The following is a 26,589-nucleotide window of genomic DNA, read 5'->3' as shown; positions in this document are numbered from 1 at the left end:
TTTTGGTCGAATACTTTAAACTTTCTTTACAAATGTTCATTGTTTTTTTACTTTTATTATTTAGAATAAAGGCAGGAAAATAAAAAGAGGGTGAGAAAGTGGCTGATCTATCCTTGCGGCATGTCAATAAAAAATATTCTTCAAATACTTCAGCAGTTAAGGATTTTTCTATAGATATAGAAGATGAGGAATTTGTTGTGCTGGTAGGGCCTTCAGGCTGTGGCAAGACAACTTTGCTCAGAATGATAGCAGGGCTGGAGGATCTAACCGATGGAGAAATATATATTGATGGCAGAAGGGTTAATCAATTGTCGGCCAAAGACAGGGATATAGCGATGGTATTCCAAAATTATGCTCTATATCCTCACATGACGGTGTATGATAACATGGGCTTTGCACTTAAGCTGAAAAATTTGAAAAAGAAAGATATAAATAGAAAAATAGAAGAGGCTGCCAAAATTCTAGGGATTGAACATTTAATGGATAGGAGGCCTGCGGCACTATCGGGAGGTGAAAAGCAAAGAGTGGCGTTAGGCCGGGCAATCGTAAGAGAGCCTAAGATATTTCTTATGGACGAGCCTCTGGCTAATCTGGATGTTCAGCTTAGAGGCCAGATGAGGATAGAAATCACAAAGTTGCACAAGACGCTTAAAAGCACCATGATATATGTTACTCATGATCAAATTGAAGCCATGACTATGGGCGACAGAATAGTAGTAATGAAGGATGGTGAAGTTCAGCAAATAGATACGCCTGAAAATATATATAATCACCCTGCCAACCTTTTTGTTGCAGGTTTTATAGGCAGCCCTCAAATGAATATATTGGAAGGAACAGTACACCAACAAAATAATATAGCAGTTGTGCGACTAATTGATGGAACAGAATTGGCGATTGAAGCTGACATGGCAGAAATACTATTGGATAAAGGCTATAACGATAAAAATATTTACGCGGGAATAAGGCCTGAACACTTAAATGCTGTTGTGAAAAGCTCTCCGGATAAAAAGATGACTTATATAAGTGGAGAAGTGGAAGTAATTGAGAATACCGGTGCAGATGTTTATTTACATCTGAAAAAGTGTGGAATAAAAATGATAGCAAAGATAAGTAAAATTGCAGAAATTGAGCTAGAGGATCAAGTGAATATTGCTGTGAATCCTTCAGACATCCATTTTTTTGATGAAGAAACCGGAGAAGCAATTATAAAATTATAGAGCATGCTTACACTTCCTTATGAAGAAGCCTTTCTTACTTTTACTATTTAAAATAAAGATAGAATAATGAGAATGGGGGAGAGATATTGAAAAAAATAGTTGCTTTATTTATTGCAGCAGCTTTTGCTGCTTTGACTGCTGCATGCAGCCCGGCAAATAAAATGGCAGGTGCATCCGGGGAAGTTGTATCTCCGGAACCTAAGGAGAATAAACAGGAATTAACTATACTTTACCGTCCAAGGGATAAAAATTCAACAATAAAGGATTCTGAATTTAACAGGCGTTATATTAAGCAGTTTGAGGAGCAGTTTGGAGTAAAGGTGAGATTTGTAGCACCTGCCGGAGCAAATAATATTGAGGATATTAAAAAGGCTTTTGCTTCTAAACTGTATGCAAAGGATGGACCTGAGCTTATATTCTATGACAGAACCTTTTTTCTGCTTGACCAGCTTACTAAGCAAGGTGCTTTGGTCAATGCAAAAGGAAGGATTCCTAATATGGATAAAATGTATGATTCTTTGCTGAAAGATGATATGTACTATATACCTGTTGGTATTCATTATGATTCCATTGCATTAAATAATGAAAAACTGGATGAATTGGCGATAAAACAAATACCTCTGGATTGGACTAAAAAGGATTTTCGGCAGATCTGGGATAAATGGCTGGATAAGTCACCAAGATTCTTTATATTTGATGAATATGATGAGCTTACGGAAATGTACTTCAGGGATTTGAACTATTATGACAGTGAAAGCAATAAAGTGCTCATGAATACGCCTGAAATGAAGGAAGCTATAAAAAACATGCGAAATGAGATATTTTCAGGCAGCTATAAACTAAATCAGGGCTATACTTATGAAAATTACTACAACATGTTCCGTGAACCTCAATCAGAAGAATACCAAAATGTTTTAAAAATTATATGGTCTGAGGAATATAGGCGTGATCGTTTGAAAGATGTACATTTTGGTGATCTAACTAATTTACTGAGAGCATCAGAGATTCATAATGCTATGTCAAAAGGCCTCACTGTTCTTCCGGAGCAGGCGGATAAAAAAGCTGTGCTTAAATCTTATGGCTTTGCAATAAATAAAAACGGAAAGAACCTTGAACTGGCATATGAATTTATAAATGGTATTCTTAGCAATGAAACCCAAATGGATATGTTGAATGAAGTATATGAAAGATATAATTTTTATCCGGTGAATAAAGAGATTGAAAAGGATATTAAGAACTATCCAACGGAAAAAGGGCTTAATGAAAAAGCACTGGAAGTGATGGACTATGCACTTAATCAGTTGAAAAGCGGAGAGCTCATTTTGGATGCAGATTTCAACAGGAATGAAAAGAATAAGCTATATGGGCTCGCACTTTACAATACTTTTAAACCCGTGTTCTCGGATAAAACTTATTCAGAAGAGGAGTTAAGCCAAGAACTCCAAAAAGTTGAGGATGAGTTAAATCTTAGAGTAAGTGAGTAGAGATCTAAAGGAAAACAAAAGAATTTGTTGAATACATGCATATAAATCCTTGTTTAAAAGGAGAGATAAAGCATGAATATACTTGTTGTCGATGATGAGAGATTGATTGTAAAGGGGCTTAGGCACAGTCTGGAGCAGAATGGTTTCAAGGTATTTGCAGCGTATGATGGGAAAGAAGCTCTTGAAGTTATAAGTCGTGAAGCAGTGGAGCTTATTCTGCTTGATATTATGCTGCCGGAAATCGATGGCATAACATTATGCAAAATGATAAGGCAGCATAGGGATATACCAATAATCATGCTGACAGCTAAAGATGATTATGTGGACAAGATTTTAGGGCTTGAGCTTGGCGCAGATGATTATGTTACTAAGCCTTTTCATAAAAGAGAACTGATTGCTCGCATCAATGCAGTATACAGAAGGTATAAAAACATGAAAAATGAAGATGAAACTATTGAAACATCCGGACTAAGACTTAATATTTCAAACAGAACGCTATCCAAGGGGGATGAGGAGATAAGCCTTACGGCTAAGGAATTCGATTTACTGCACATGTTTTTAAGAAACCCCGGCAGGGTTTTTACCAGGGAAATTCTGTTTGAAACCATATGGAATGAGTATGCTTGCGATACGCGGACTGTGGATGTACATATAAGTAATCTGCGTGAAAAGATTGAGGATGATCCCTCCAAGCCTGAGTTGATAAGAACCAAATGGGGTGTAGGATATTTCTTCAGAAAGGATATTCTATAATGTTAAAAAAAATCAGTACACGAATGGCCTTCGCTTACGGGGCAATTATTGTGATCACCATATTAATAATTGATATAGTATTGATTTTCAGCTATCAGGATAGGCAGCTAAGTAAAAATTTGAGCAGGCAGATTGAATACGGATATTTTATTGCCGGTATAGCTGGTGAACATATTAAGGATACGGGAACACTCAACAGAGTTTTGCAGGATTACACTAAAAATGTTGAAGGCCGTGTTATAGTTATGGATAATAAAGGCCGTGTTTTAGCTGATAAATATGCTGAGTATTTCGGCAAAACGTTGAAAAACAGCGTGATTGATAGAGCGATAAAGGATAAAGTCAGTCAGACAGGTTATGCCAAGCAGGATAAGCATCATATAATGCTGGTTGCGGTACCTATTAAGGACAGCAGAGGTTTGATGGGATTGATACTTATCTCAACATATCTTGATTCTATAATTAAGGATATATACGATTTGAAGATACAAGTCATATTAATATCCTTTTTAGCCTGTATGCTTGCTGTAATATTGGCATGGCGGCTGGGATGCAGGATTTCAAAGCCCATTGAGGTTTTGACTTCTGCCTCCGAGGCCATCCGAGATGGAAAGTTGGATATGCAGGTTGAGATTAAAAGGACTGATGAAATAGGAAAGCTGGCAGATACCTTCAATCGCATGAGCCAGGAGATATACAAAACAGATATAAGCAGAAAGCGCTTCTTGAGCGATGTATCTCACGAATTGAATACTCCTCTGGCCGCTATCAAAACCCTTGTGGAGTCCCTCATAGACGGTGACGATGATATTTATGTATATAAAGAATATCTGAATGATATCAACTGCGAGATAGACAGGCTTTCGATCTTGGTGAAATCTCTCCTGACATCAACCAGGCTTGACCAGTCGGAGATTCTCAAGGAAAATGTTTGCATATATGACGAAGTCCGGTTTCTCAGCCGATTATTCGGTCCGCGCCTTGTGCAGAGGCAGATGATGCTAAAAAATAACTGCGATAAGAGGCTTTTGATTTCCGCTGATGTTTCCATGCTGAGAGAACTGTTGACAAACCTTATTGACAACAGCATTAAATATGGCAGGGAAGGCGGAAAGATAGAAATTTCTGCAGGCTCAATAAATAGCAAAAAGTTCCTTGCAATCAAGGATGACGGAATAGGAATTCCTGATAAGGATCTGCCTTATATATTTGATTTTTTATACCGGGTGGATAAATCCAGAGGCAGAGGGGTAGAGGGAAGCGGTTTCGGCTTGTTCATAGTGAAGAAAATTGCGGAAAGGCATGGCTGGGATATTCTTGTTAAAAGTGATATAGAGGGCGGTACTGAGTTTACTGTTATAATTGAGGATTAATCAGATGAATAGGGTGATCGCATGATATTTATGGTGTTTCTTAGCATACTGGGTTTTTTTCTGCTTTATGTGCTCCCTTTTCTGTGGGGGATAAAATATTCCCTGAGCAGGAGCGGCTTTGACAATACCTTTGTGGGATTACAAAACTACATAGAGGTAGTGAAAAGCGATACCTTCAGATTAGCCATAAAGAATACTGTGACCTTTATGGGCATTGCCATTCCCCTCATCATGCTTGTATCCTTCATATTGGCGCTGGCTATTTATGAGCTTAAGCCTCCTAAGTTTGTATACCTCTTTATTTTGCTTCCTATCGCTGTGCCCTCGACTTCAGTATCAGGCTTTTTTCGCAAGCTCGTGGGGACCGGGGCAGGAAATTTGATGGATTCGGATTATGCCATGCTGGTAGTCATCATGATATTTATATGGAAAAACACGGGCTACAATCTGATCATCTATCTGGCAGGGCTTCTGCAGATTGATCCGTCCCTCATCGAAGCGTCGCAAATTGACGGAGCCAGCTATTTCCAAAGGCTTAGACATATACTTATGCCTTTGTGCACCCCTTCCGCCGTGTTCGTAGGCATCGTATCTGTCATAAATTCTTTCAAGGTTTTCAGAGATGTATATATACTGCAGGGCAAATATCCCAACCCTCAGATCTATATGCTGCAGCACTATATGAACAACAAATTCAAGTCTCTGGAATATGAAAAGCTTACGGCGGCGGCATATATTTTTGCTGCAATCATTTTTACTTTTGCTCTTTTGCTGTTCTATAAGGATAGAAAATATGGGAAAAAAGTAGGAGAAAGATAATATGAGGAGAGTCTTGCTTTTGTTATTGATAATAGCGTCCTTGCTGTATATTTTCCCTATTGCTCACGCTTTTTTAAATTCCTTCATGAGTCAGGCTCAGATAAATACCACCGCTATAGAGCTTATACCGGAGCAGTTTAATCTTCAGCAGTATTATACCCTTGCCCTTTACAAGGGTGAGTATTTTAAATTTTTTTTAAACTCACTGAAGCTGACAAGCATAATCATAGCCGGGCAGATTGGAGTAGGCGTTTTTGCGGCTTTTGCTCTTGCAAAGATGAAATTCAGAGGAAGCCGGGTACTCTTTGTCATATACGTTTTGGCTTTGCTTTTGCCATTTCAGGTTACGCTGGTTCCTAATTATCTCATATTTGATGCATCGGAAAGGCTTCTTCATATCACTATTTTGGATACCCATCTTGCAATTTTGCTGCCGGGCATTTTTTCTTCCTTTGAGGTATATCTCTTGAGGCAGTTTATAAGAGGAATACCTGACGAAATAATAGAAGCGGCCAGGATGGATGGCGCAGGATATGGAAGAATTTTATTCAAAATAGTTTTCCCCATGATCAAGCCGGCAATTTTTGCCTTGGCCGTATTGGTATTCATAGATAGCTGGAATATGCTTGAGCAGGCAGTCATCTTCCTGAGTTCACCCGAAAAGTTACCTCTATCAGTGTTTTTAGAGACGATTTATTACAATGATTATAGTGTATTCTATGCGGGGGCGGTCCTTTATATTGTCCCTGCACTGTTGATTTTGATTAAAGGAGAAAAATATCTGCGGCAGGGCCTTTCCATAGGAGGTCTGAAGAATGAAAAATAAAGCTGTGAAATTGGCAAAAAAAATTATTATCGGTTTCTTTGCTCTGGTATTTATTATGGGCTTTTTCTCGAAATCCATCATCAATTTATTCCTGCCTAAAGTCAAAGTTGCGGCGGCTGTTGCCGCACCTGTCGAGAGAAACCTTGATATAGAAGGTACAGTGGAAGCTCGAGACAGCGTAAAGATAAGATTGGGAGGAAATATTATTGTAGAAGAGTATTATGTAAAGCCCGGAGACGTAATACTTGCCGGGTATCCCCTATTTAAGATCAATACACGCTTCGGCATAAAAAATTCAGATCCCGATACCGACAGCCTTAAATTAGAGCTCAAAAGGGAAGAATTAAGACTTCAAAGCCTCGAACAGAAAAGCTTTAAGCTTGAAGAACTGGATATTTCAGCTATGGAGGCAGGGCTGCAAGAAAGCGAAGATGATTTTGCAAAGAGGGAAAAGCTTTATGAAGCAGGCGCCATAGCGGCCGTCGAATTGGATGGCATCAAAAATAGAATTAAGGAACAACGATTGGGCATAGAAAAGGCCAGGCTGGAGTTAGGAGAGAAGAGGAAGGATAATGAAAATAATATTATCAATTCAAGGATTAGAATAGAAGAATTGGAGAGGAATATTGCCGCCATTGAGAAAAAGAAAGCTTTTTATTCTAAGGCGGATAAGGAAGGGATATGTTATTCGGATGTAAATGGTATCATGCTCTTTACCAATTTATCCGATGCAATACTGCCGGAAGACACTATAATAGCCGAGATAGCACAGCTTGATAATGAAAAGAGCTTAATATTCACAGCACAGGTTAATGAGCAGGATTATGACATCGTCAAAACTGCGGGGATAATTGAATTAACATCCGATTACAGCAGTTCTGCATATAACTTGAGGATCACTGATATCAGCCAAATAGTAAATCAAGAAATGCTAAGCCTGAGAGGAATTTTTGAAGGAGATACGGATCAGGGGCTGAAAATAGGACAAAAGATGAAGGGCAAGATAAAGTCCATGTATTCGGATAAAGGACTCACGATACCAAAATCCGCTATTATTCCGGATGAAAGATTTATCGAGGGGCAAACGGGAACCGTATATATACTGGAAGAAAGGGATGGCATACTGGGCAAGGAGAATTTATCAAAAGCAGTAAAGGTTAAAATATTGGCAGTCGGAGATACAAAAGCAATTGTATCGGGACTTGGTGGTTTTGATTATCCCAGGGTCATAACCAATTTATCATATAAAATAAGCGATGGAACCAAGGTGTTCTTATGGCAATGAAGAAAGCTTCTGTAATCTTAGCGATGATGGCTCTGTTAGCTCTTTTTTCTTATGCTTATTTACTAAACCAATATAATCGTAATATAGTGGAATTCTACTATAATGGTATGCTTATGCAGGATAATTTTGAGAAAATAAGGAGTTATAATAAGGGCGGCATTGCAGTTGCTGATTTTATAATGCCTTATCAGGGCAATAAGCTTATTATGACTACAGGTCTGGATTTTCTTACTGAAGCAATATCAATGGATAAGGGTGGTTTTATATCCGATATCAGCAGAAGGGAAGCCGCTATAGGGGACAGGGCAGCAGATAAATATTTCAAAAATGGAGATGTAATAGGCAAATATATAGACATTTACGATAAATCCTATGAAATAAAGGGAGTGATTAAAAACAGCGATGAGATTTATATATCTTATGACGCAGGCCTGGAGGAGTTGAACTGGGGTAAAAAGGTCATGAAGTATAATCTCAATGATGATGCTCAATTTTATCTTGAGATTGATAAAATCCGAGGGCAGCTTAATGCTCTGGGCTTAGATATATATGATGTTGTTATCGTCAAGGAAATCATCTATAAATATATGAATATGCTGATACTTATAGGGATATTTGTTTTAACTTGTTTTGGCATAAGATTTTTCAGGCATTTTGTCAAGCTGATCAAAAATCTTTTGGATGTATACATGGAGAATAAGAACACAGCAGAGCTTCGTGATTTTTTGATGTCTCATGTTAGAGATATGCTGCGTATTATAGGATTGCTGCCGCTTATATTGGCTATTGGCCTTGGAATATACGCATTAGTCACTGATTTATATGTACCGCCGGCTATGATGCCGGAAAATTTATTTTCGCCTTCCAGCTATATCAGAGTGATGATGTTCTATTATGATAAATTTGTGCTGCATATTGAAAATGGTGTAAGCGGTATTCTTTTTGAAGCATGCATGATGGATTTAATTTTTATATTAGGATTCTTGCTGCTGGAAATGCAGAAGCCTTGACACCCATGCCGATAAGTAGTATATTGTATTTGAATTTAATATGATAATGTCCGCTAGGGGAGCTTATGCTGAGAGCGTGGTTCATGCCACTGACCCTTAGAACCTGTGTAGTTAATCCTAACGAAGGGAAGCGGTTTCGGTTAAGTAGATTTACGCAGCCGCAACGCTTGTTGCGGCTATTTATTTTTGACCGTCTCCTCCGAGGACATATCAAAAGGAGGTTATTTTTATGAATTATTTTACTCAAATATTTAGTGGGCTTAAAGAGCTTAAAGGAGTCACAATACTTATACTCCTGGTTCTTGTAGGGCTTTCACTATTTTTGGCATACTCATCAAAGAATAAAAAAACCAATACTAAAATTCTTGTATATGGCGGCCTTTGTATAGCTATGTCCTTTGTATTATCCTATATAAAGCTGTATCACTGGCCACAGGGCGGGTCAATCACTCCGGGCAGTATGCTGCCCATATTTATATTCGCTTTCATTTTTGGACCCAGGGCAGGTTTGATTGCCGGTATAGCTTATGGCTTTTTGCAGTTTATTCAAGGCCCTTATATAATGCACTGGACTCAGGTGCTTTTGGATTATCCAATAGCCTTTGGCGTAATGGGATTGGCAGGGCTGAACAGGAGATGGCTCCCTGCAAGCGTGATCATCGGAGGCTTTAGCAGATTTATGGCTCATTTCATCTCGGGATTTGTCTTTTTCGGTTCCTTTGCACCGGAAGGCATGAATCCCATATGGTATTCATTTACCGTAAACTTTCCGCTGATGGGGACAGAGACAGCAATCTGCCTCGCAATAGCATTGATACCGCAATTCAAAGCCGCTATAGAAAAACTCAAGAAAAATGCACTATCCTAGAGAGCCTCGGGCTCTCTTTTTTTATCCCTAAAATTCTTTGGTATTCCGAATAAGTTTGATATAATGGAAACATATAAGTAAGTATATCATTCGAGAGGTTTTTATTGTCATCCTGAGGGTTTTACCCGAAGGATCTTGGACCTATGAGAAATACCTAAGATTCTTCGCTGGCGTTCAGAATTAATATGTGGTACCCACACTACGATAAACGAAAACATTTCCTGTCATTCTGAAGGAGCAAAGCGACTGAAGAATCTTAAATTAGATCCTTCGGGCAGAGCCCTCAGGATGACAACAAAGCTGGGCTTTCATAGCAATGACATGCGGTGCATGAAATAATGTACGAAATGTATATCAGTTTGGGGGCTTAGTACTGTGAAAGATAAATCAAAATATTTATTATTGCTGGCGTCCTTTGCTTTAATTGCCGCAGGTATTTATAGGGGAGAAGCGGCTGAAGTGCTCAAAAAAGCTATAAATATCTGTTTGGAGTGCATAGGAATTGGCTAACGTTAAAAGAAGGGTCGTACAGATAGCTTCCGCCATTTTAGGAAATGGCTATTTTGAGGGCTATGCAAAAGGAACAATATATAGGGGAAAGCTGAAGTCAGTCTGTTTCCCCGGGCTGAATTGCTACTCTTGCCCCGGAGCATATACCTCTTGCCCCATAGGTTCGCTCCAGTCTGTGGCTGCCGGGCTCAAGCACCAGGTATCCCTGTATGTCATAGGCTTTCTCATGCTTATCGGTACGATAGGCGGAAGGTTTGTCTGCGGCTGGCTGTGTCCCTTTGGATTTTTTCAGGAGCTTCTGTACAAAATACCTGCTAAGAAGCTAAAGCTGCCTAAACTGCTGAATTCCTTAAAGTATTTTTTCCTAATAGTATTCGTTTTGCTGTTGCCGGCACTTTTTACTAATGAAGTAGGCATTGGACTTCCCTATTTTTGCAAATATGTTTGTCCGGCAGGAACATTGGAGGCGGGCATACCTTTGACTATAAAAAATGTGGCTTTGCGAGGAGCCATAGGCATTATGTATTATTGGAAGCTTGCTCTTCTCGGGGTTACCATCATTTTATCCATATTGATATCAAGGCCTTTTTGCAGGGTGGTATGTCCATTGGGAGCCATATATTCATTGTTTAACAGTGTAAGCTTTTATAAGATGAATGTTGATGCAAGCAAATGTATAAAATGTGATATATGCAATAAAAATTGTCCTGTAGATATTAAAATTTATGAAAATGCCAACAGCCCGGAATGTGTAAGATGCGGAAAATGTATTGGAAAATGCCCAACGAAAGCCATAAAATCAGGATTTAACTTAGATAAGAGGAGGAGAGAACGTGAGAAGACTTTGGATATTAGCTGCGGTGCTGATAATCGCCGTTAGCATCTCGGCTTGCGGTAATAAAGCACCGGTGGAAGAGCCGAAGCAGGAAACCCAGGAGCCTGCAAAACCTGAAGAAGAGGCTCCAAATCCGGATCAGCAAGCAAATGCCGGCACAAAAGAGGAGGAAGCCCCGGCTGAAAGCCCTAAAGAACAGGAAGGAGCATTCAGGATTCCTGACTTTACTTCTGAGGACTTTGAAGGCAATGAGGTCACAAATAAATTCTTTGCAGATAATAAGCTTACAGTTGTGAATATCTGGACTACTACCTGACCCTCTTGCATAACAGAAATTCCTGCGTTGCAGGAAATAGAAGATAAATACTCGGACAAAGATGTCAAGATCCTAGCTATACTCGCAGACAATGAACTTGAAGCCGGAAAAAAGATATTAGATCAAAAAGGCGGCAAATATACGAACATCATCACAACAGACAGCCTTATAGACGGCTTTCTGGATCAGATAATGTATGTCCCCACTACATTGATTGTAAACAGCAAGGGGGAGATGATTGGCGAAATGATAGCAGGAGCCCGGTCAACGGATGAATTCTCAAAACTTATAGAAGATGCATTAAAAGACTTGTAATATTTACAAGTCTTTTAAATTTTCTCTTGACAAAATCATATGAAAATATATAATATAATTAAATTTTACAATAAAATAAATTTTAATGATAAATATTAATATATCATTAAACATTTTTGGAGGCTTTTATGAAAAAAGAAAAAATACTTTCCGATTTGGAGGAAATAAAGGTTTTTACCGACCCTTTCAGAATGAAGATCCTTTTTGCATTGGATGAAGCTCCTATGACGGTCAAGCAGCTCGCAGATATGCTTGGAGAAATCCCGTCAAAGGTGCATTATCATGTAAAGGAATTGGAGCGGATCGGTGTATTAGAGATTGTGGATAAGAAAGAGAAGGCAGGCATCGTTGAAAAATATTATTATCCTACTGCAGAAAGCTTCAGGGTAGAAAAGATAATTACGAAGGAGGAGGTGTGGAAAGAACATATTGGAAGTCTAAGAGATACTATGTTAAAAAATGCATCAGAGGATTATAGAAATTATATGAGTAAAAAGAAGGATGGCGATAAGGAAATCTTCAATTACGGAATTATTCACTTGACTGATGAAGAGTTTGAAGATTTAGGTGAAAAGTTAAAACAATTGATGGAGAAAAGCGATAAGCGGGAAGATACAAAAGCTTATACTCATATAATAGGGGTGTTTAAAAAGCATAATTAGTAATTGTGGAGGTTATGTATTATGGAATTAAGTGGTGTTGAGACAGAAAAAAGGGGTTATAGAGCGCTGCTTCAATATAAGGATTTTTTAAAGATCTGGGCCGGAAATACTATTTCCAGATTTGGTGATGCTATAGACAGCATAGCTTTTCTATGGATGGTATATAAGATGACTGGTTCTACATTAATGATGGGCACAGTTATGGCAGTTAATGCAGCACCTGCAGTTTTATTCGGCATGCCGGCCGGGGTACTGGTCGACAGGATGGATAAGAAGAAGGTAATGATTATCACCGATTTACTTAGAGGTATTACTACAGCACTTATGGCATTTCTTTATATCTCCGGTATGATTAGTCTTTGGCATTTATATGTGCTTACCTTTATAAATTCCTTTTGTGAGGTTTTCGCAAGCCCTGCGAGAGCATCAGTCATGCAGGTCTTAGTGGATAAAAAACACTATCTTCCTGCTAATTCACTGCGCCAGGCATCTTCTTCAGCGGCTGAAATCGCCGGTACGGCAGTTGCCGCTGTGGTCATGGGCTATATAGGCATCGGAGCGGCGATATTGATAGATTCCGCCACCTTCTTCTTGTCATCATTTACTGCAATTATTGCAAAGATAGATATCATAAGCAATAAAAATGAACCTTTGAACATGAAGCAATTCTACTTCGAATTTGTTGAAGGGGTAACCGTTATAAAGAGTAATATAATATTGTTGGTATCTTTAACAATGGCCTGCTTGGTCAATCTGGTATTGGCTCCTTTTAATGTACTTTTGCCTGAGTACTCAGATAAAATATTAACGGCGGGAGAAAAAGGCATGAGCTTAGTACTTATGTCATTTACTGTAGGAATGATTGCAGGCTCCCTGGTTATAGGGCAAATAGGCGATAGATTTAAGAGGAGTACTTTGATAATAGCAGGTTTTTTGGGGTTAGGTATAGGTATGATGTCCTTCGGCTTTATAAGCTATATAGGGTTAGCTTGCGCTGCAGCAGGGGTCACAGGTGTGTTTATTCCTATAATAAGTGCAGGCTCGATGACTTTGATGCAGGAATCCACTCCAGTGGATAAAATGGGTAGAGTGATGGCTACTACTTCTACTTTGTGTTTATTAGGGCTTCCGCTAGGTTATGCAGTATCAGGTATATTGGCTTCCGGTATCAATATACTTACAACCTTTAAGTTCGTAGGAGTATTAATAATTCTTATTTCAATACCTCCTATATTTATAAAACAATTTAGACAGCATTAATGCAGGCACATAGAAGATGAATTTATGCTTTTTAGCTTAATTATAGTATCTTAAGATATATTTTTTCATCCCCGTTTATATTTAATTATATTTATAATGGATTTTAGTTATCGTGAGATGCAATTGCGTCTCTTTTTTTGTTATAATCCATAGGAAAGTGTAAATATACCTTAGCGTTAACTTGACCTAATGGATTTCAACAAAAATTACATTAATTTTAATAATGTTTTAAATAGAAGTCTTTGTTATAATCATTTATGGAGGGGTGTTTATGTATGAAGATGTAAAAAATGAGATAATGATAGAAAAACATTTTGGATGTTCTATAGGCGATATATCTAGGAATGTTATAATAAGCCCTGTATGGCCTTTATCAGGTTTTATGGGAAAAGCGGATACCATAATAAAAGAATTTAAGGGCTGGTATAAAGGCGTAACCCTGTCTTATCACGGAAAGCCCGTCACTGTGATTCAAAGCGGCATTGGCGCTCCAATGACCGGTGATTGCGTGATAGCCTTAGGCTATTCCGGCTGTGAGAACATATTTTTCTCAGGCTCTGCAGGTGCTATAAACAATAAGCTGAATTTCGGAGATATTCTGATATGCAGCAGCGCTGTTATAGGAGAAGGCTTTTCAAGATATCATTCCCAGGATATTGAAAAGGACCGCTTCGGCCAGATAATATCAGGCAGTGAAGGGCTAGCCCAGGTGTTATTTCAGCAATCGGTGCCGATTGCACACTCTTTGGGAGTCGCTGTGCATCAGGGGAAAATATTCACCACTGATTCCATATTGGGAGAGAACAAAAAAAGCTTTGGCTATATGATTCAAAAAGGCTGTGATGCAGTTGAGATGGAGGTATCCTCAGTTTTTACTGCGGCTAAAGCTATAAAACGCAACGCAGCGGCTCTTATTACGATAAGCGATCTTCCTCTGAAGCGCAGGAGCCTTTTTGAAGGAACAGAAGAAGAGGATGAGAAATGCTATAAAAATACTGCATATGCGCTTCCCGAAATCTTATTAGAAGCAGCAAGCATATAAGGAGGAGTAAATTTGAAATTTATAAGATTTAAAAAAGATGATTTTATAAGCTACGGCTTACTGGAAGGCGAGAAGGTTAAAGTAATTCAAGGCGATATATTCGAAGATTATGAAATTACTGACAGCTTCTATGATATTACGGAGATCGATTTTCTTACCCCTTGCATGCCTTCAAAAATAGTCTGCGTAGGACTTAACTACAAATCCCATGCGCAGGAGATGAAGCTTGATTTACCCAAGGAGCCTGTTATATTTATAAAACCGTCTACATCGATATTGGCGCATAGGGGAGAGATAATAAGGCCTGAAATGTCTCAAAGAGTTGATTATGAAGCTGAATTAGCTTTAGTGATGGGACGCCAGGCAAAAAACATCAAGCCTGAGGAAGCGGTCGACTACATATTGGGTGCGACCTGCCTCAATGATGTGACTGCCAGAGATTTGCAGCAGAGGGACGGCCAGTGGACCAGAGCTAAATCCTTCGATACTTTTGCTCCCTTTGGGCCTTGCATTGCTACAGATTTGGATTATGACAACTTATCCCTGGAGCTCATATTGAACGGGGAAACAAAACAGAAATCCAATACCTCTGATTTTATATTCAGCGTGGGTGAAATGGTGAGCTTTATCAGCAATGTAATGCTTCTCAATCCCGGAGATGTGATCGCTACAGGAACTCCTTCCGGCATAGGTCCTCTAAATGCAGGAGATATAGTGCAAGTAAAGATCCAGGATGTGGGAATATTAAAGAATTATGTACGCTAGTAACGTACAAACTTATAAAAAAGTATAAAATTCTTTCAAACTATATTTTTTTAAATTTTTGTAAATGATATAATGGAGGCATATTCAAGCTTGATTTTTATTGCTGATAACATATGGTTAAGGAGGTAGAAAAATGAGTATTCATGACTTGGATTTTATAACACAAAGGCTGAATGAATTAAAAGAACAAGGCGTATACAGAAAGCTCGCTGTTTTGGAAGGTCCTTCGGGAGCAAGAAGTGTAATAAACGGCAAAGAAGTGATCAATCTTTCTTCAAACAATTATTTAGGCCTTGCCAATCACCCCAGATTAAAAAAGGCTGCTATGGAAGCCCTGGAAAAATGGGGAGTTGGAGCCGGAGCAGTGAGAACAATAATAGGCAACATGAGTATACATGAAGAGCTGGAGGCAAAGCTGGCTGAATTTAAGCATGTTGAGGCTGTACTGGTTTTCCAATCCGGATTCACTGCCAATGCAGGAGTAATCCCTGCGGTAGTTGATAAGGGAGATATAATAATAAGCGATGAGCTTAACCATGCCAGCATTATAGACGGATGCAGATTGAGCCGTGCTGATGTAGTGAGGTATAAGCACAGCGACATGGAGGATCTGGAGAGAGTCATAAACGAGGTTAAGGATAACTACAATACAAAGCTGATCATAACAGACGGCGTATTCAGCATGGACGGAGATGTTGCAAAGCTGCCCGAAATTGTAGACCTGGCAGAAAAGTACGGTTGCCTTACATATGTAGATGATGCTCATGCCAGCGGAGTATTGGGCAAAAGCGGCAGAGGATCAGCTGACCATTTTGGTCTTCATGGAAGGGTTGACATACAGATAGGTACCTTATCAAAGGCCATCGGTGTTGTAGGCGGATATGTTGCGGGCAGAAAAAATTTGATAGAATGGTTGAATCATAGAGGAAGACCTTTCCTGTTCAGCACGGCTGCTCCACCGTCTGTGGCTGCTGCTTGCCTTGAAGCCATAAATATATTATCTGAGAGTACAGAGCTTACAGATAGATTGTGGGAAAATGCAAGGTATCTGAAGAAAGGCTTAAAGGATTTGGGCTTTAATACAGGAAATAGCGAAACCCCAATAACTCCTGTGATTGCCGGAGATGATAAGCTTGCTATAGAGTTGAGCAAAAAGCTCTTTGAAGAAGGCGTATTTGCCCAGAGCATTGTATTCCCTACGGTTCCGAGAGGCGGAGCCAGAGTGAGGACAATAGTTACGGCAGCTCATACCAAAGCGGATTTGGATGAAACTATAAGGGCTTTTGAAAAGGTTGGGAAAGAGCTTAAATTGATCAAATAGAATGTAAAAAAAGTTAAATATATGATATAATGATGCTGTATTTATTGTATTTAGGGGAGCGGGTATGTGATGAGCGCCTTGCTGTCAGGCAATGTAAAAATTTTTGCCGATGATATTTCTCAGTTGTACAAGGTCTTTTTTAAGCGTTATCCGATTTTAAAGCTTTTGGTTGCAAATGTGCTGTTTTACGGCTCAGGCAACTTCGGGTTATCACTTATGGATGAAGATGTTGTATTGGGCCAATATACCATATATGCGAGCAACGAGGGAAATATAATAAAAGATGGATTGGACGAAAAAGTAAACATAGGCTTTAAGGTCCAAAAAAATGTTTTTGACGATGTATTGGATAACAAAGATTTATATTTATCAAAGCCATATAAATTGTTCAAATTTATTCCAAGCCTATTATCCTCAGTCTATATAAATAAACATCATAACAAAGGGGATTATTTAAAAGGCAAAAAAGTAATTTTGCGGCAAGGCAGCGAAAAAGATCTATTTTATCTTCATAGTTGGTATAATGACATAGAGCTCAATAAGCTTGCCGGCTGGACTGAGGGAAAGCTCAGCACCAATCAACTGAGGCTGAACTTGTCCAAAGGCTTTGGATATGATCCTATGAACCTTATTATAGAGGCGATAGATGGAGGTAAGCCCATCGGCACAATCCAGCTTTATGATTTCAGTGAACTGGATCAAAGCTGCAAGCTTGGAATAAGGATCGGCGATAGAGATTACTGGAGCAAAGGCTATGGAGAGGATGCCATAAAAACCTTGCTTAGCTTTGCCTTTTATGAGATGGATATTTTCAGAGTCTCTTTAAAGCTCTATGAGTATAATGAAAGAGCTTCCAAATGCTATTTAAAATGCGGCTTCAGATATGAGGGGAGAACCAGAAAATCTGCTTTTATTGACGGAAGCTTTTATGACGAGATCATAATGGGGGCATTGAAAAGTGAATTTGTAAGCGAGCAGCAGAAATGGATAAGATAAAGATCAGGCCCTGACAGGGCCTGAATTTTTATCGTCTCATGTCCATCATATCTTGTATCATGTCATTAATTCTGAAGAAAGCATTTCTGCCGGTTCTACTTATCTTTTTTCTTACTTTGCCGCTAAAAACAGGCAAAAGTATTAATCCGCCTATAGCACCCATGGTTCCCATTCTCATCATAGTGCGCCTTCTTTGCAACATATAAGTCACTTCCTTTCAGATTTAAATCTGATGTGTTCAATATTTAGCTTGCGTTTTTTTTATACAAATAAAACATGAAAATTGTAGAATTTTTTTGCTCAGCAAGATACTGATCGAGTATTAGTCGGAAATAGGAGGATTATAGCTTTTTTTATAGAATTATAGTTAAACTACATCTTTTTGTTAAAAAATAAATTTTGATATGGATTAGGGTGATAGTATGGGCAAGGAAGAATTTTATTTTTCTCTGGATATTGGCACCAGAACCGTAGTGGGCATAGTTGGAGCTTTTCGCGGGGAAGTCTTCGAAATAATAGACTTCGAAGTTGAAGAGCATAAAAAAAGAGCGATGTATGATGGCCAGATACATGATATTAACCTGGTAAAAGAAACGGTAACAAATGTGAAAGAAAAGCTTGAAAAGAGACTAAATATTAAATTGGACAAGGTATCCATTGCTGCAGCAGGAAGAAGTCTCAAAACGTGCAAGATAGAAGTTTCCAGGGACATGGATCCCCTTACATATATTGATAAGGATATTATAGCCAGCCTTGAAATAGAAGCCATTCAAAAAGCACAAAAAGAAATGATGAGCATGAACGCCGGTGAGAATTCAGAGTATTATTGCGTCGGCTACGCAGTCACAAATTATTTTTTGAATGGCACAATAATAGGAAAGCTTGATGGCCATCGCGGCAGCAGCATAGGCGTTGAAGTGATTGCTACTTTTTTGCCAAGGACTGTAATAGACAGCCTTCAAACGGTGATCAGACTGTCAGGCTTATCTATACATAATATGACTTTGGAGCCTATTGCTGCAATGAATGTTGCCATACAGGATAATTTTAAGCTTTTAAATATAGCTTTGGTAGATGTAGGCGCAGGTACATCGGATATTGCCCTCACCAAAAACGGAACCATATTTGCTTTTGCCATGGTTCCTACTGCAGGCGATGAAATCACTGAGAAAATTGCAGAAGCTTATCTGTTAGATTTTGATACTTCAGAAAAAGTAAAATTGAGCCTATCCAAAAAGTCTGCGATTAAATTTAAAGATATTATGGGTGTCAAGCATCAAGTGAGTGCGGACGAAGTGATGAAAATCGCGGAAACAGCCGTAAAAGATCTAGCTCTGGAAATAAGTCAAAAAATAATGGAATATAACGGCAAATCCCCCAGCGCTGTTTTTCTTATAGGGGGAGGCAGCTGCATTCCTTTGCTGGCAGATTATATAGCTTTGAATCTAGAATTGCCTAAGGACAGAGTCGGAGTAAGAAAAACAGATATAATAAAAGATGTAATTTTTGACGGCAGAAGGATTTCAGGTCCGGAGTTTATTACTCCCATAGGCATAGGAGTATCCGCCCGCAGCGTTAAAAAAAGTGATTTTATTCATGTTGTAGTCAATGATAAGCCTGTAAAGCTCCTTAATACAAATGGAATTACTGTAGCTGATGTCCTCATATTCATCGGGTTCAATCCGAGACTTCTCATCGGGCCGAGAGGCAAAGATCTGCACTATGAATTAAACGGGGAAAAAGTAGTGCTGAAAGGTCAGTTGGGGGAGCCTTCTGCAATATTTGTTAATGATATGCCGAGCAATATAAATGCCGAAGTATTTAATGGAGATATAATAAAGGTGCAGGGAGCTGTAGGAGGAAAGGCTGCCAGAATACAAATGAAGGAAATCATAAAAAATACTCCCCGGAAGGCTGTAAGCATCAATGGTCAGGAGTATGAGCTAAAAGTCAGAGCAATGGTGAACGGAGAAATCATTGATGACAGCCATGAAATGAAGGATGGGGATGTTGTCAGATTCAAATACACGGAAACAGTTAGGGAGATACTTGAAGAGCTAAGGATCCCTAAAGATTCTTTTCACATTTTTATAAATGATAAAAATGCTTTTCTGGATGATAAGATTAAAGATGGGGATAGAATAGAAATGAAAGTCAAATAAAGAATAATTTTTTGAACTAAAATAGAATATATATAGTGCAGAAACTGTTAATAAGGGGTGCTGTGAGTTGAACATAAGTTTTAAAACAATTGCTGTACTATTGATTTTGATGGCAATTATTCTGATATTTGGCTCTGCGGTTCTATTTCTATCAGGAGATAAAATTGCTCCAAATGTGTCTATAGATGGATTTGATGTGGGAAGGATGACCAGGGGAGAGGCCATGCTTCAGCTTAGCAATGCCTTTGATAATAACCTTAATGAGACCTATATACCTTTAAAACATGGAGAAGGGTTATGGCAGATGAATTACAAAGATATAAGCTACAGCTATGATTATGGAAAGGCTGTTGAAGAGGCATACAAAATAGCAAGGGAAGGCAATATTTTCAGAAGATATGTAGATTCCATATATGTAAGGCTGAACAAGAAGGAAATAGGGATAGGATTCAGCTATAATAGAGATAGCATAGCAAAGCTCATCAAGGATATCTCAAAAGAAATAGATAAGGAGGCAAAAGATGCGACTATCAGGTTAATTTCAGGTAAATTTCAGATAACGGAGGAAAAGCCGGGCGCTAAACTAAACCAAGAAAAAGCAGTGAAAATGATAGAGGCCGGTGTCGTTGAGAGAAGCATTGCAGCGATAGAACTGCCGGTGGAGGTTATCGATGCAGACATAAAAAGCTCTGAACTGGCCAATATTACCGATAAATTAGGAGAATATGCTACGAGCTTCAATGCAGGCAATCAATCAAGATCCAGCAATATCAAGATAGCAACAAAAAGCGTTACGGATGTATTAGTCCATCCCGGAGAAACTTTTTCACTAAACAAAACCATAGGCCCCAGGCTTGCAAAGTATGGATACAGAACCGCTAAGGTTATTATTAACAATGAATATGTAGACGGTATAGGAGGAGGCATATGTCAGGTATCCTCAACCTTGTATAATGCTGCGCTGCTGTCTAACCTAAAAATAGTCGAGAGGAAGAATCATTCTCTGCCTTCCGATTATGTCAGCATGGGAAGAGATGCAACCATATCCGGAGACTATATCGATTTGAAATTTATGAATAACTCTAAATACCCTATATATATATATGGTGAAGTAAAAGGCAATCAGGTCAAATTCAGCGTATATGGGAAAAACGAGAATCAGGGGAAACAAATAAAGATAAAAACTGAAGTATTAAAAAAGATTGAACCAAAAATAAAAATAATAGAGGATAACTCATTGCCTGTCGGTAAAAAAGTTGTTGAAAAGAAAGCAAAACCCGGCTATGTGGTCAGGAGCTACAGGGTACTTGTGGAAAACGGCAAAGAGATTTTGGTAGAGCCTCTGTTTACAGATACCTACAGAGTATCTGACGGTGTGACTCGTGTCGGGACCAAGCCTGTTGAAATTATTGAAGAGATCAGAACACAAGATGAAATCGGTATAAACTGATAATATAATTGCATTGGAGTATAGAAGATGAAAAATATTTATTACACAAAAGAAGTCGAATGCCCAGTATGTTCACTACCTTTTTCCAGTACTAAGGTAAGAACCAGTGTCTTAAAAATGGAACACAAAGATGAAGATTTTTGTGTGCACTATAAAGACCATAATCCTATTTATTATGATATATTTGTTTGTCCTAATTGCGGTTATGCTTCTTCGGAAAATTCTTTTAATGATTTAGGAAGCAAAGATATAAAAATTTTGATAGATGCATTTTTAGGAAGGAGCATAGGCAGAAATTTTTGCGGAATTAGAAGCCATACAGACGCACTGGACAGTTATAAGATAGCGTTATATACTGCAAATCTGATAGACGGAAGAAAAAGCTATATAGGCGGATTAGCCTTAAAAACCGCCTGGATGTATAGATACATAAATGATCCGAACGAAAGAATCTTTCTGAAAATAGCTCTGGATTCTTATACAGAGGCTTATGAAAAAGAGAAATTCCCTATAAATAACATGGACGAGCTTACAGTCATATATTTAATAGGGGAATTGTCCAGGAGGCTGGAAATGTATGATAAGGCAATAGAGTGGTTTAGCAAGGTCGTAAGCCATCCTGAACGTGACTTTAATATTAGAATAGAGAAATTAGCCAGAGAACAATGGCATTTGGTCAGAGATTTATTGAAGAAAATTTAATATTGATTTCACAGAAATTTCATTGAATATTTGGAAAATTCTAATTAAAATTAAGGATAACAAATAATGGGGGTGAATACATTGAGAGATATGAACAGCACTGCCTTAAAAATAGTTGATAATGTAGGTATGGCCTTTGTCGGGAAGCGGGGCACCATCGAAAAGATTGTAGTGGCTATACTAAGCAGCGGACATGTATTGATTGAGGATGTACCCGGGGTGGGGAAGACGACTTTGGTACAAGCCATAGCAAAGTCTTTAGGATGCAGCTTCAAAAGGATACAGTTCACTCCTGATTTGCTGCCCTCAGATATAACCGGAATATCCGTATATAATTCTAAAACCGGTAATTTTGAGTTCAAAGAAGGCCCTATTGTGGCAAATGTTATTTTGGCTGACGAAATAAACCGCAGCTCCCCAAAGACTCAGTCAAGCTTATTGGAAGCAATGCAGGAAGGCCAGATAACAGTTGACGGAATGACGTATAAGCTTCCTCAGCCCTTTGTCGTACTGGCAACTCAAAACCCCATCGAATATGAAGGGACCTTTCCCCTGCCGGAGGCTCAACTGGACCGCTTTGCCATGCGTATAAAAATCGGTTATCCGGATTTTGAAGAGGAAAAAAGCATACTTAAATTTCAGGAAAAGCCTTCGGAGAAAATTGATACGGTAATTACAGCCCAAGAAGTGATCAAGTTGAGGGAAGCTATAAAAGATATACATGTAGAGGATTCCCTGGAGGATTATATCATTTCAGTAGTTCAAGCAACAAGAAAGCATCCCGATATATATCTGGGCTGCAGCCCAAGGGGCAGCCTAGCTTTATTCAATGCATCCCGAGGCCTTGCTTTTATAAGAAACAGAGACTATGTGCTTCCCGATGATGTAAAAGAATTGGCTCAAGCTGTGCTGAATCATAGGATCATATTAAAGCCTGAAGCCAGGATGAAGGGAAAGACAGTCAGCGATGTAGTCTCGTCCATATTGGATTCCATAAGAGTGCCAGTGGTGAGAAGCAATGGATAAGGTAAATATAGGAGCATTCATAATACTGGGCGTTTTGTTCATTTCTGCCCTTTTGATCGGAGGAACTTTTTTCTACGGCATATTTTTCTTCGTTTTATTTCTTATTATCCTATCCTACTATTCAGGTAAAAAAATATACAGATGTATGGAATGCCTTATCTGGAAGACGGATGTAAAAGTTACTGCAGGAGTTGATATGGACTACAGTGTAGAAATCTATAATTCTTCAATGTTTCCCATACCTTATATGAAAATTGATACGAGCTTGCCCGAAAAGCTGACGGGAGAGCCGGAGCGATGCAATGTAAGGTCATTGGCGCCGGGAGGCAAAACCAGGCTGGTCAGAGGCTTTACATGCCGGCACAAGGGCGTATATGATTTGGGCCTGGTCGATGTGACCTATAGCGATCCCTTCTCAATATTTACGTGGAAAAAGCAATTCTCAAATGATATATCTTTGACCGTATATCCAAGAGTCCACCCCATTGAAAATATAGACATACCCGCCAATCAGCTTTTTGGAACCATATCAAAGAAGAATAGCGCCTTTGAGGATTTTACCAGTGTTAAGGACATAAGAAAGTATCAATATGGTGACAGCTTAAAAAAAATTCACTGGAAGGTATCCGCACATAAAGGAGAGCTATATCTAAAGAATCTTGATATGAATGCTTCTACCCATATGCATCTATTCTTAGACTTGTGCAGAGATAATTATTCTGGAGACCATAGTGATGACATAGAGGAAAAAGCAGCCGAATGGGCCGCTTCCCTTATAAATTTTGCTATGTCAAAAGGAATCGGCGTTAATCTTTATGCCATGGGTAAAGAATATATAAATCTGTCGGATAGGGAAGCGGGGATTTTTGAAACCTATTTGGATGCCCTGGCAAATCTTAAAGCTGAAGGTACGGTGGGCATAGTTCAACTCATATACAAAGAAGCACAAAAATTGAATAACGGAGTTACTATAATCGTGATCACACCAAGCGTTGACAGCGATCTGATTGAAATGGCGATTCAGCTTAAGCATAAGGGATTCCAATTTATTTTGTTTGAGATCAATGATGAGAGCACAAAAACACAAGAGGCAGATAAGATAATGCCCAATGGAATAAGCTATATAGGCATTCAAATCCATGGAGAATCTGATAAAATTGTGAGGGATAGATATGCGTAGGCATGCTTTTATAGACCGCTTTTTTAAGATTTTTTTACTGTTCATAATGATTCTTGCACTCTCCATGGGCATAAGAGATTATTTCTCTATGGATATAGGCTTTATTGATTTGCTTCTTTACGATCTCATCCTTGTGGTTGCAACGTCATTGCTATACAGTTTCCCTCAGATTTTCGGATGGAGCATTCTTGCTTCTGCAGCTGCAGCAGTATATATGAAATATTATCACGGCCAGCTCTTTGACAAGATACTGAGAGAGGCTCTTCTTTTCTTGCAGTGGCTTCCTGCTTACATCGCCGGATATGCTGCATATTTAGAGGAATACAGCATTCAACTGCTGATAACCATACTGGTTTTTTCAGCCGGGCTGATGTCGGTACTTGTTTTTTCGAAAATAAATAAGCTGGTAGTCACTGCTATCGGTATTATTGTTTTTTCCTTCTTCTGGTTTACATATGTGGAAAAGGCCAAGTTGTATCTTATGATTTACTTTTTTTCATCTCTTATATTGCTTTCCTACAGCTTATGGGAGAAAAAGAGAGGGGAATGGAGCAGCAGAGGAGTTCCCATATCTCTGAGCTTCTATAGCAGCTGGATAGTAAGTGCATTGCTGCTCATAGGGTTTTCTATATTTTTCATGCTCATGCTGCCCTTAAATATCAGGCCTCTGAGGGTAACGACCATCAATAATTTTATGATGCAGAATTTTCCTTTCGTTGAGCAATGGAAAAACAGCTCTGAAGAAAGCTATGGCTACAGTTTCAGATTCAACCTATCCAATGCTGTGTATAACGGGAAAAAGTTAGGAGGCCCCATTAGCTTTAGCGGAAGGTGCATGCTGTCTTTAAAAAGCGATCTGAAAAGCAATTTATATCTTCGCGGCAGTGTTTATGATAAATATACAGGCTTTAACTGGAACAAATCCAGAAAAGCATCTCAGCTATATGATAGCGATAAGTCTGATGACTTGCCTTCAAAATTAAAATACAGGGAAGTAAAAATAGAAATAAAGCCTGAAAGGCTGATTTCATCAACCTTCTTTAGTGCTCTGTATCCTGCCGGGATCAGGTATGATGGAGATAAGGTTTTTGTCAATCAAGATTTTGAGCTTTATGGAGGAGAACTGATTTCCAGCGGCACAAGCTATGAAATAAAGAGTAAAATACCGCTTTTGTCGGAAAAAATGCTCAGATCCCAATCGTCATACGAAGATGAAGGAATGATGAAACAGTATCTAAAGCTGCCCCAGGGTATCCCAAGCAGGGTAAAAAAACTGGTGGAAGAACTGACCTGGGATAAGAACACTAATTATGATAAAGCAAAGGCGATTGCAGATTATCTGAGAAAAAATCATACCTATACTTTAAAACCTGGAAAAGTGCCTGAAGATAATGATTTTATTGACTATTTTTTATTTGAGAAAAAAGAAGGATATTGCACCTACTTTGCCACTTCAATGGCTGTTATGCTCAGATTGGCTGGAATTCCTTCAAGATATGTGGAGGGTTTCCTGGTAAAGCCTGAAGGACAAGGCACAAAAACATATGATGTGCTCGATAGCGAGGCCCATGCTTGGGTAGAGGCTAATTTAGGGGAATATGGCTGGATAACCTTTGAGCCAACGCCTGCCTATGAGGAGGTTAAGCCGGAGGAACTACTAGAAGAGGATGGAACAGATGACGCCTTTCAAAGCAATATAAACGATCTCACGTCCTTTTCCCAAGATGCTGTAAATAAGCCCGGCAGAGAAAAGGAACTGCTGGAGGAAGACATATATGTCGGTGAAGATTCAAAAATCAAGAGTAATGAAAAGAGCACGTTCATAATAATATTTATTCGTATAATTTTGGCTTTTGTTTTATTAAGAACTTTTTACGGCATCATCAGAATCAATATGCTTAAATTTATAAAATTAAAAGATTCAAAAAAATTTGCCGAAGGCTATATAAAACAAGTGATCTGGATGCTGGAACGAGCCAATAGGAAGAAACGTGACAGCGAGACTTTTAGAGAGTTCATAAACAGCGCATCTGCTTATTTTGATCTGGATAAGAATAGCTGTGAATATATTATATCAACTATTGAGGGCATAATATACGGAGAGAAAACTATAGAATATGAAGAAGCAAATGAACTGAAGCGTTTTGCAGAACGTCTGAGGAAGAATATTAAAGCAAAAATGAGCATCATGGAGTATATTTGGAATTTTTATTTTGGCAAGCCATAAAAAAATATTTGTGCTTTAGCATTTGCTGTGATATAATATTTTCGTTAGCGCGAGTGACGGAATTGGCATACGTATACGATTCAGGTTCGTAGTTTTGCGGGTTCAACTCCCGCCTCGCGCACCATAATGAAAGCGAATCACTCACAGGAGTGATTTTTTTTGTATAGGCGAATGAATAGCTCGGG

The 26,589-nt window shown here is 38.7% G+C and carries 26 protein-coding genes, 1 tRNA gene and 1 riboswitch; of the genes, 26 read left to right on the top strand and 1 reads right to left on the bottom strand.

Annotated elements, in window-relative coordinates:
- Window positions 1-98: 98 nt before the first annotated feature.
- The 19 genes from LJD61_RS02465 (at window position 99) to LJD61_RS02375 (ending at window position 17,657) form a co-directional block, all read left to right on the top strand.
- Window positions 99-1,217 (top strand): ABC transporter ATP-binding protein, encoded by a 1,119-nt coding sequence (locus tag LJD61_RS02465; RefSeq protein ID WP_255225891.1) that lies wholly within the window; start codon window positions 99-101, stop codon window positions 1,215-1,217.
- 86 nt (window positions 1,218-1,303) lie between these two features.
- Window positions 1,304-2,701, top strand: coding sequence for an extracellular solute-binding protein (locus LJD61_RS02460; RefSeq protein ID WP_255225890.1), 1,398 nt, complete (start codon window positions 1,304-1,306; stop codon window positions 2,699-2,701).
- Between the two features lie 72 nt (window positions 2,702-2,773).
- Complete coding sequence (locus LJD61_RS02455) at window positions 2,774-3,454, top strand: response regulator transcription factor (RefSeq protein WP_255225889.1); 681 nt, start codon at window positions 2,774-2,776, stop codon at window positions 3,452-3,454.
- Window positions 3,454-4,827, top strand: a complete 1,374-nt coding sequence (locus tag LJD61_RS02450) for a sensor histidine kinase (protein ID WP_255225888.1) — start codon at window positions 3,454-3,456, stop codon at window positions 4,825-4,827. Before LJD61_RS02455 ends, LJD61_RS02450 begins: the two co-directional genes overlap by 1 nt.
- Before the next feature lie 21 nt (window positions 4,828-4,848).
- Window positions 4,849-5,646, top strand: coding sequence for a carbohydrate ABC transporter permease (locus LJD61_RS02445; RefSeq protein WP_255225887.1), 798 nt, complete (start codon window positions 4,849-4,851; stop codon window positions 5,644-5,646).
- A 1-nt stretch (window position 5,647) separates the two neighbouring features.
- Window positions 5,648-6,472 carry a carbohydrate ABC transporter permease gene (locus tag LJD61_RS02440; RefSeq protein ID WP_255225886.1) on the top strand — a complete coding sequence of 275 codons (825 nt, stop codon included), beginning with the start codon at window positions 5,648-5,650 and terminating at the stop codon, window positions 6,470-6,472.
- Window positions 6,462-7,757 (top strand): efflux RND transporter periplasmic adaptor subunit, encoded by a 1,296-nt coding sequence (locus LJD61_RS02435; protein ID WP_255225885.1) that lies wholly within the window; start codon window positions 6,462-6,464, stop codon window positions 7,755-7,757. The genes LJD61_RS02440 and LJD61_RS02435 overlap by 11 nt, the downstream gene beginning before the upstream one ends.
- On the top strand, window positions 7,748-8,767 hold the full coding sequence (locus tag LJD61_RS02430; RefSeq protein ID WP_255225884.1) for an ABC transporter permease: 1,020 nt from the start codon (window positions 7,748-7,750) through the stop codon (window positions 8,765-8,767). The genes LJD61_RS02435 and LJD61_RS02430 overlap by 10 nt, the downstream gene beginning before the upstream one ends.
- Window positions 8,768-8,812: 45 nt before the next feature.
- Window positions 8,813-8,913: riboswitch (TPP riboswitch) on the top strand.
- 83 nt (window positions 8,914-8,996) lie between these two features.
- Window positions 8,997-9,635, top strand: a complete 639-nt coding sequence (gene thiT / locus LJD61_RS02425; protein ID WP_255225883.1) for an energy-coupled thiamine transporter ThiT — start codon at window positions 8,997-8,999, stop codon at window positions 9,633-9,635.
- Window positions 9,636-10,010: 375 nt separating this feature from the next.
- Window positions 10,011-10,145 (top strand): CD1871A family CXXC motif-containing protein, encoded by a 135-nt coding sequence (locus LJD61_RS02420; RefSeq protein WP_333783045.1) that lies wholly within the window; start codon window positions 10,011-10,013, stop codon window positions 10,143-10,145.
- Window positions 10,138-11,025: a 4Fe-4S binding protein gene (locus LJD61_RS02415; RefSeq protein ID WP_255225882.1), complete on the top strand. Its 888-nt coding sequence runs from the start codon at window positions 10,138-10,140 to the stop codon at window positions 11,023-11,025. Before LJD61_RS02420 ends, LJD61_RS02415 begins: the two co-directional genes overlap by 8 nt.
- Window positions 10,979-11,296 (top strand): LptM family lipoprotein, encoded by a 318-nt coding sequence (locus LJD61_RS02410; protein WP_255225881.1) that lies wholly within the window; start codon window positions 10,979-10,981, stop codon window positions 11,294-11,296. Before LJD61_RS02415 ends, LJD61_RS02410 begins: the two co-directional genes overlap by 47 nt.
- A gap of 27 nt (window positions 11,297-11,323) precedes the next feature.
- Entirely contained in the window at window positions 11,324-11,611 is a 288-nt protein-coding gene (locus tag LJD61_RS02405; protein WP_255225880.1) for a TlpA family protein disulfide reductase, read from the top strand.
- Window positions 11,612-11,739: 128 nt separating this feature from the next.
- Window positions 11,740-12,273: a helix-turn-helix domain-containing protein gene (locus tag LJD61_RS02400; RefSeq protein ID WP_255225879.1), complete on the top strand. Its 534-nt coding sequence runs from the start codon at window positions 11,740-11,742 to the stop codon at window positions 12,271-12,273.
- A gap of 21 nt (window positions 12,274-12,294) precedes the next feature.
- Complete coding sequence (locus LJD61_RS02395) at window positions 12,295-13,533, top strand: MFS transporter (protein WP_255225878.1); 1,239 nt, start codon at window positions 12,295-12,297, stop codon at window positions 13,531-13,533.
- Between the two features lie 271 nt (window positions 13,534-13,804).
- Window positions 13,805-14,575, top strand: coding sequence for a phosphorylase family protein (locus LJD61_RS02390; RefSeq protein ID WP_255225877.1), 771 nt, complete (start codon window positions 13,805-13,807; stop codon window positions 14,573-14,575).
- 12 nt (window positions 14,576-14,587) lie between these two features.
- Complete coding sequence (locus LJD61_RS02385; RefSeq protein WP_255225876.1) at window positions 14,588-15,340, top strand: fumarylacetoacetate hydrolase family protein; 753 nt, start codon at window positions 14,588-14,590, stop codon at window positions 15,338-15,340.
- Between the two features lie 133 nt (window positions 15,341-15,473).
- Complete coding sequence (locus tag LJD61_RS02380) at window positions 15,474-16,661, top strand: glycine C-acetyltransferase (protein WP_255225875.1); 1,188 nt, start codon at window positions 15,474-15,476, stop codon at window positions 16,659-16,661.
- A 69-nt stretch (window positions 16,662-16,730) separates the two neighbouring features.
- Complete coding sequence (locus LJD61_RS02375; RefSeq protein WP_255226020.1) at window positions 16,731-17,657, top strand: GNAT family N-acetyltransferase; 927 nt, start codon at window positions 16,731-16,733, stop codon at window positions 17,655-17,657.
- A 28-nt stretch (window positions 17,658-17,685) separates the two neighbouring features.
- Here LJD61_RS02375 and LJD61_RS02370 read toward each other — a convergent pair whose 3' ends face one another.
- On the bottom strand, window positions 17,686-17,859 hold the full coding sequence (locus LJD61_RS02370) for a hypothetical protein (protein WP_255225874.1): 174 nt from the start codon (window positions 17,857-17,859) through the stop codon (window positions 17,686-17,688).
- A gap of 220 nt (window positions 17,860-18,079) precedes the next feature.
- Between LJD61_RS02370 and LJD61_RS02365 the strand changes: the two genes are divergently transcribed.
- From LJD61_RS02365 to LJD61_RS02335, 7 genes are all read left to right on the top strand, one after another.
- Window positions 18,080-19,819, top strand: a complete 1,740-nt coding sequence (locus tag LJD61_RS02365; protein ID WP_255225873.1) for a cell division FtsA domain-containing protein — start codon at window positions 18,080-18,082, stop codon at window positions 19,817-19,819.
- 67 nt (window positions 19,820-19,886) lie between these two features.
- Window positions 19,887-21,269 (top strand): VanW family protein, encoded by a 1,383-nt coding sequence (locus tag LJD61_RS02360; protein WP_255225872.1) that lies wholly within the window; start codon window positions 19,887-19,889, stop codon window positions 21,267-21,269.
- Window positions 21,270-21,296: 27 nt separating this feature from the next.
- Window positions 21,297-21,971 carry a DUF2225 domain-containing protein gene (locus tag LJD61_RS02355; RefSeq protein WP_255225871.1) on the top strand — a complete coding sequence of 225 codons (675 nt, stop codon included), beginning with the start codon at window positions 21,297-21,299 and terminating at the stop codon, window positions 21,969-21,971.
- A 90-nt stretch (window positions 21,972-22,061) separates the two neighbouring features.
- Complete coding sequence (locus LJD61_RS02350) at window positions 22,062-22,997, top strand: AAA family ATPase (RefSeq protein WP_255226019.1); 936 nt, start codon at window positions 22,062-22,064, stop codon at window positions 22,995-22,997.
- Window positions 22,990-24,177 (top strand): DUF58 domain-containing protein, encoded by a 1,188-nt coding sequence (locus LJD61_RS02345; protein WP_255225870.1) that lies wholly within the window; start codon window positions 22,990-22,992, stop codon window positions 24,175-24,177. Before LJD61_RS02350 ends, LJD61_RS02345 begins: the two co-directional genes overlap by 8 nt.
- On the top strand, window positions 24,170-26,404 hold the full coding sequence (locus tag LJD61_RS02340; RefSeq protein ID WP_255225869.1) for a transglutaminase family protein: 2,235 nt from the start codon (window positions 24,170-24,172) through the stop codon (window positions 26,402-26,404). Before LJD61_RS02345 ends, LJD61_RS02340 begins: the two co-directional genes overlap by 8 nt.
- Window positions 26,405-26,451: 47 nt before the next feature.
- Window positions 26,452-26,528 (top strand) — tRNA-Leu (locus LJD61_RS02335).
- Window positions 26,529-26,589 lie beyond the last annotated feature (61 nt).

Origin of the sequence: Lutispora saccharofermentans, from assembly GCF_024363565.1 — a bacterium.
Taxonomy (GTDB): Bacteria; Bacillota; Clostridia; order Lutisporales; family Lutisporaceae; genus Lutispora; species Lutispora saccharofermentans.
This window is presented reverse-complemented; position numbering and strand designations above follow the sequence as displayed.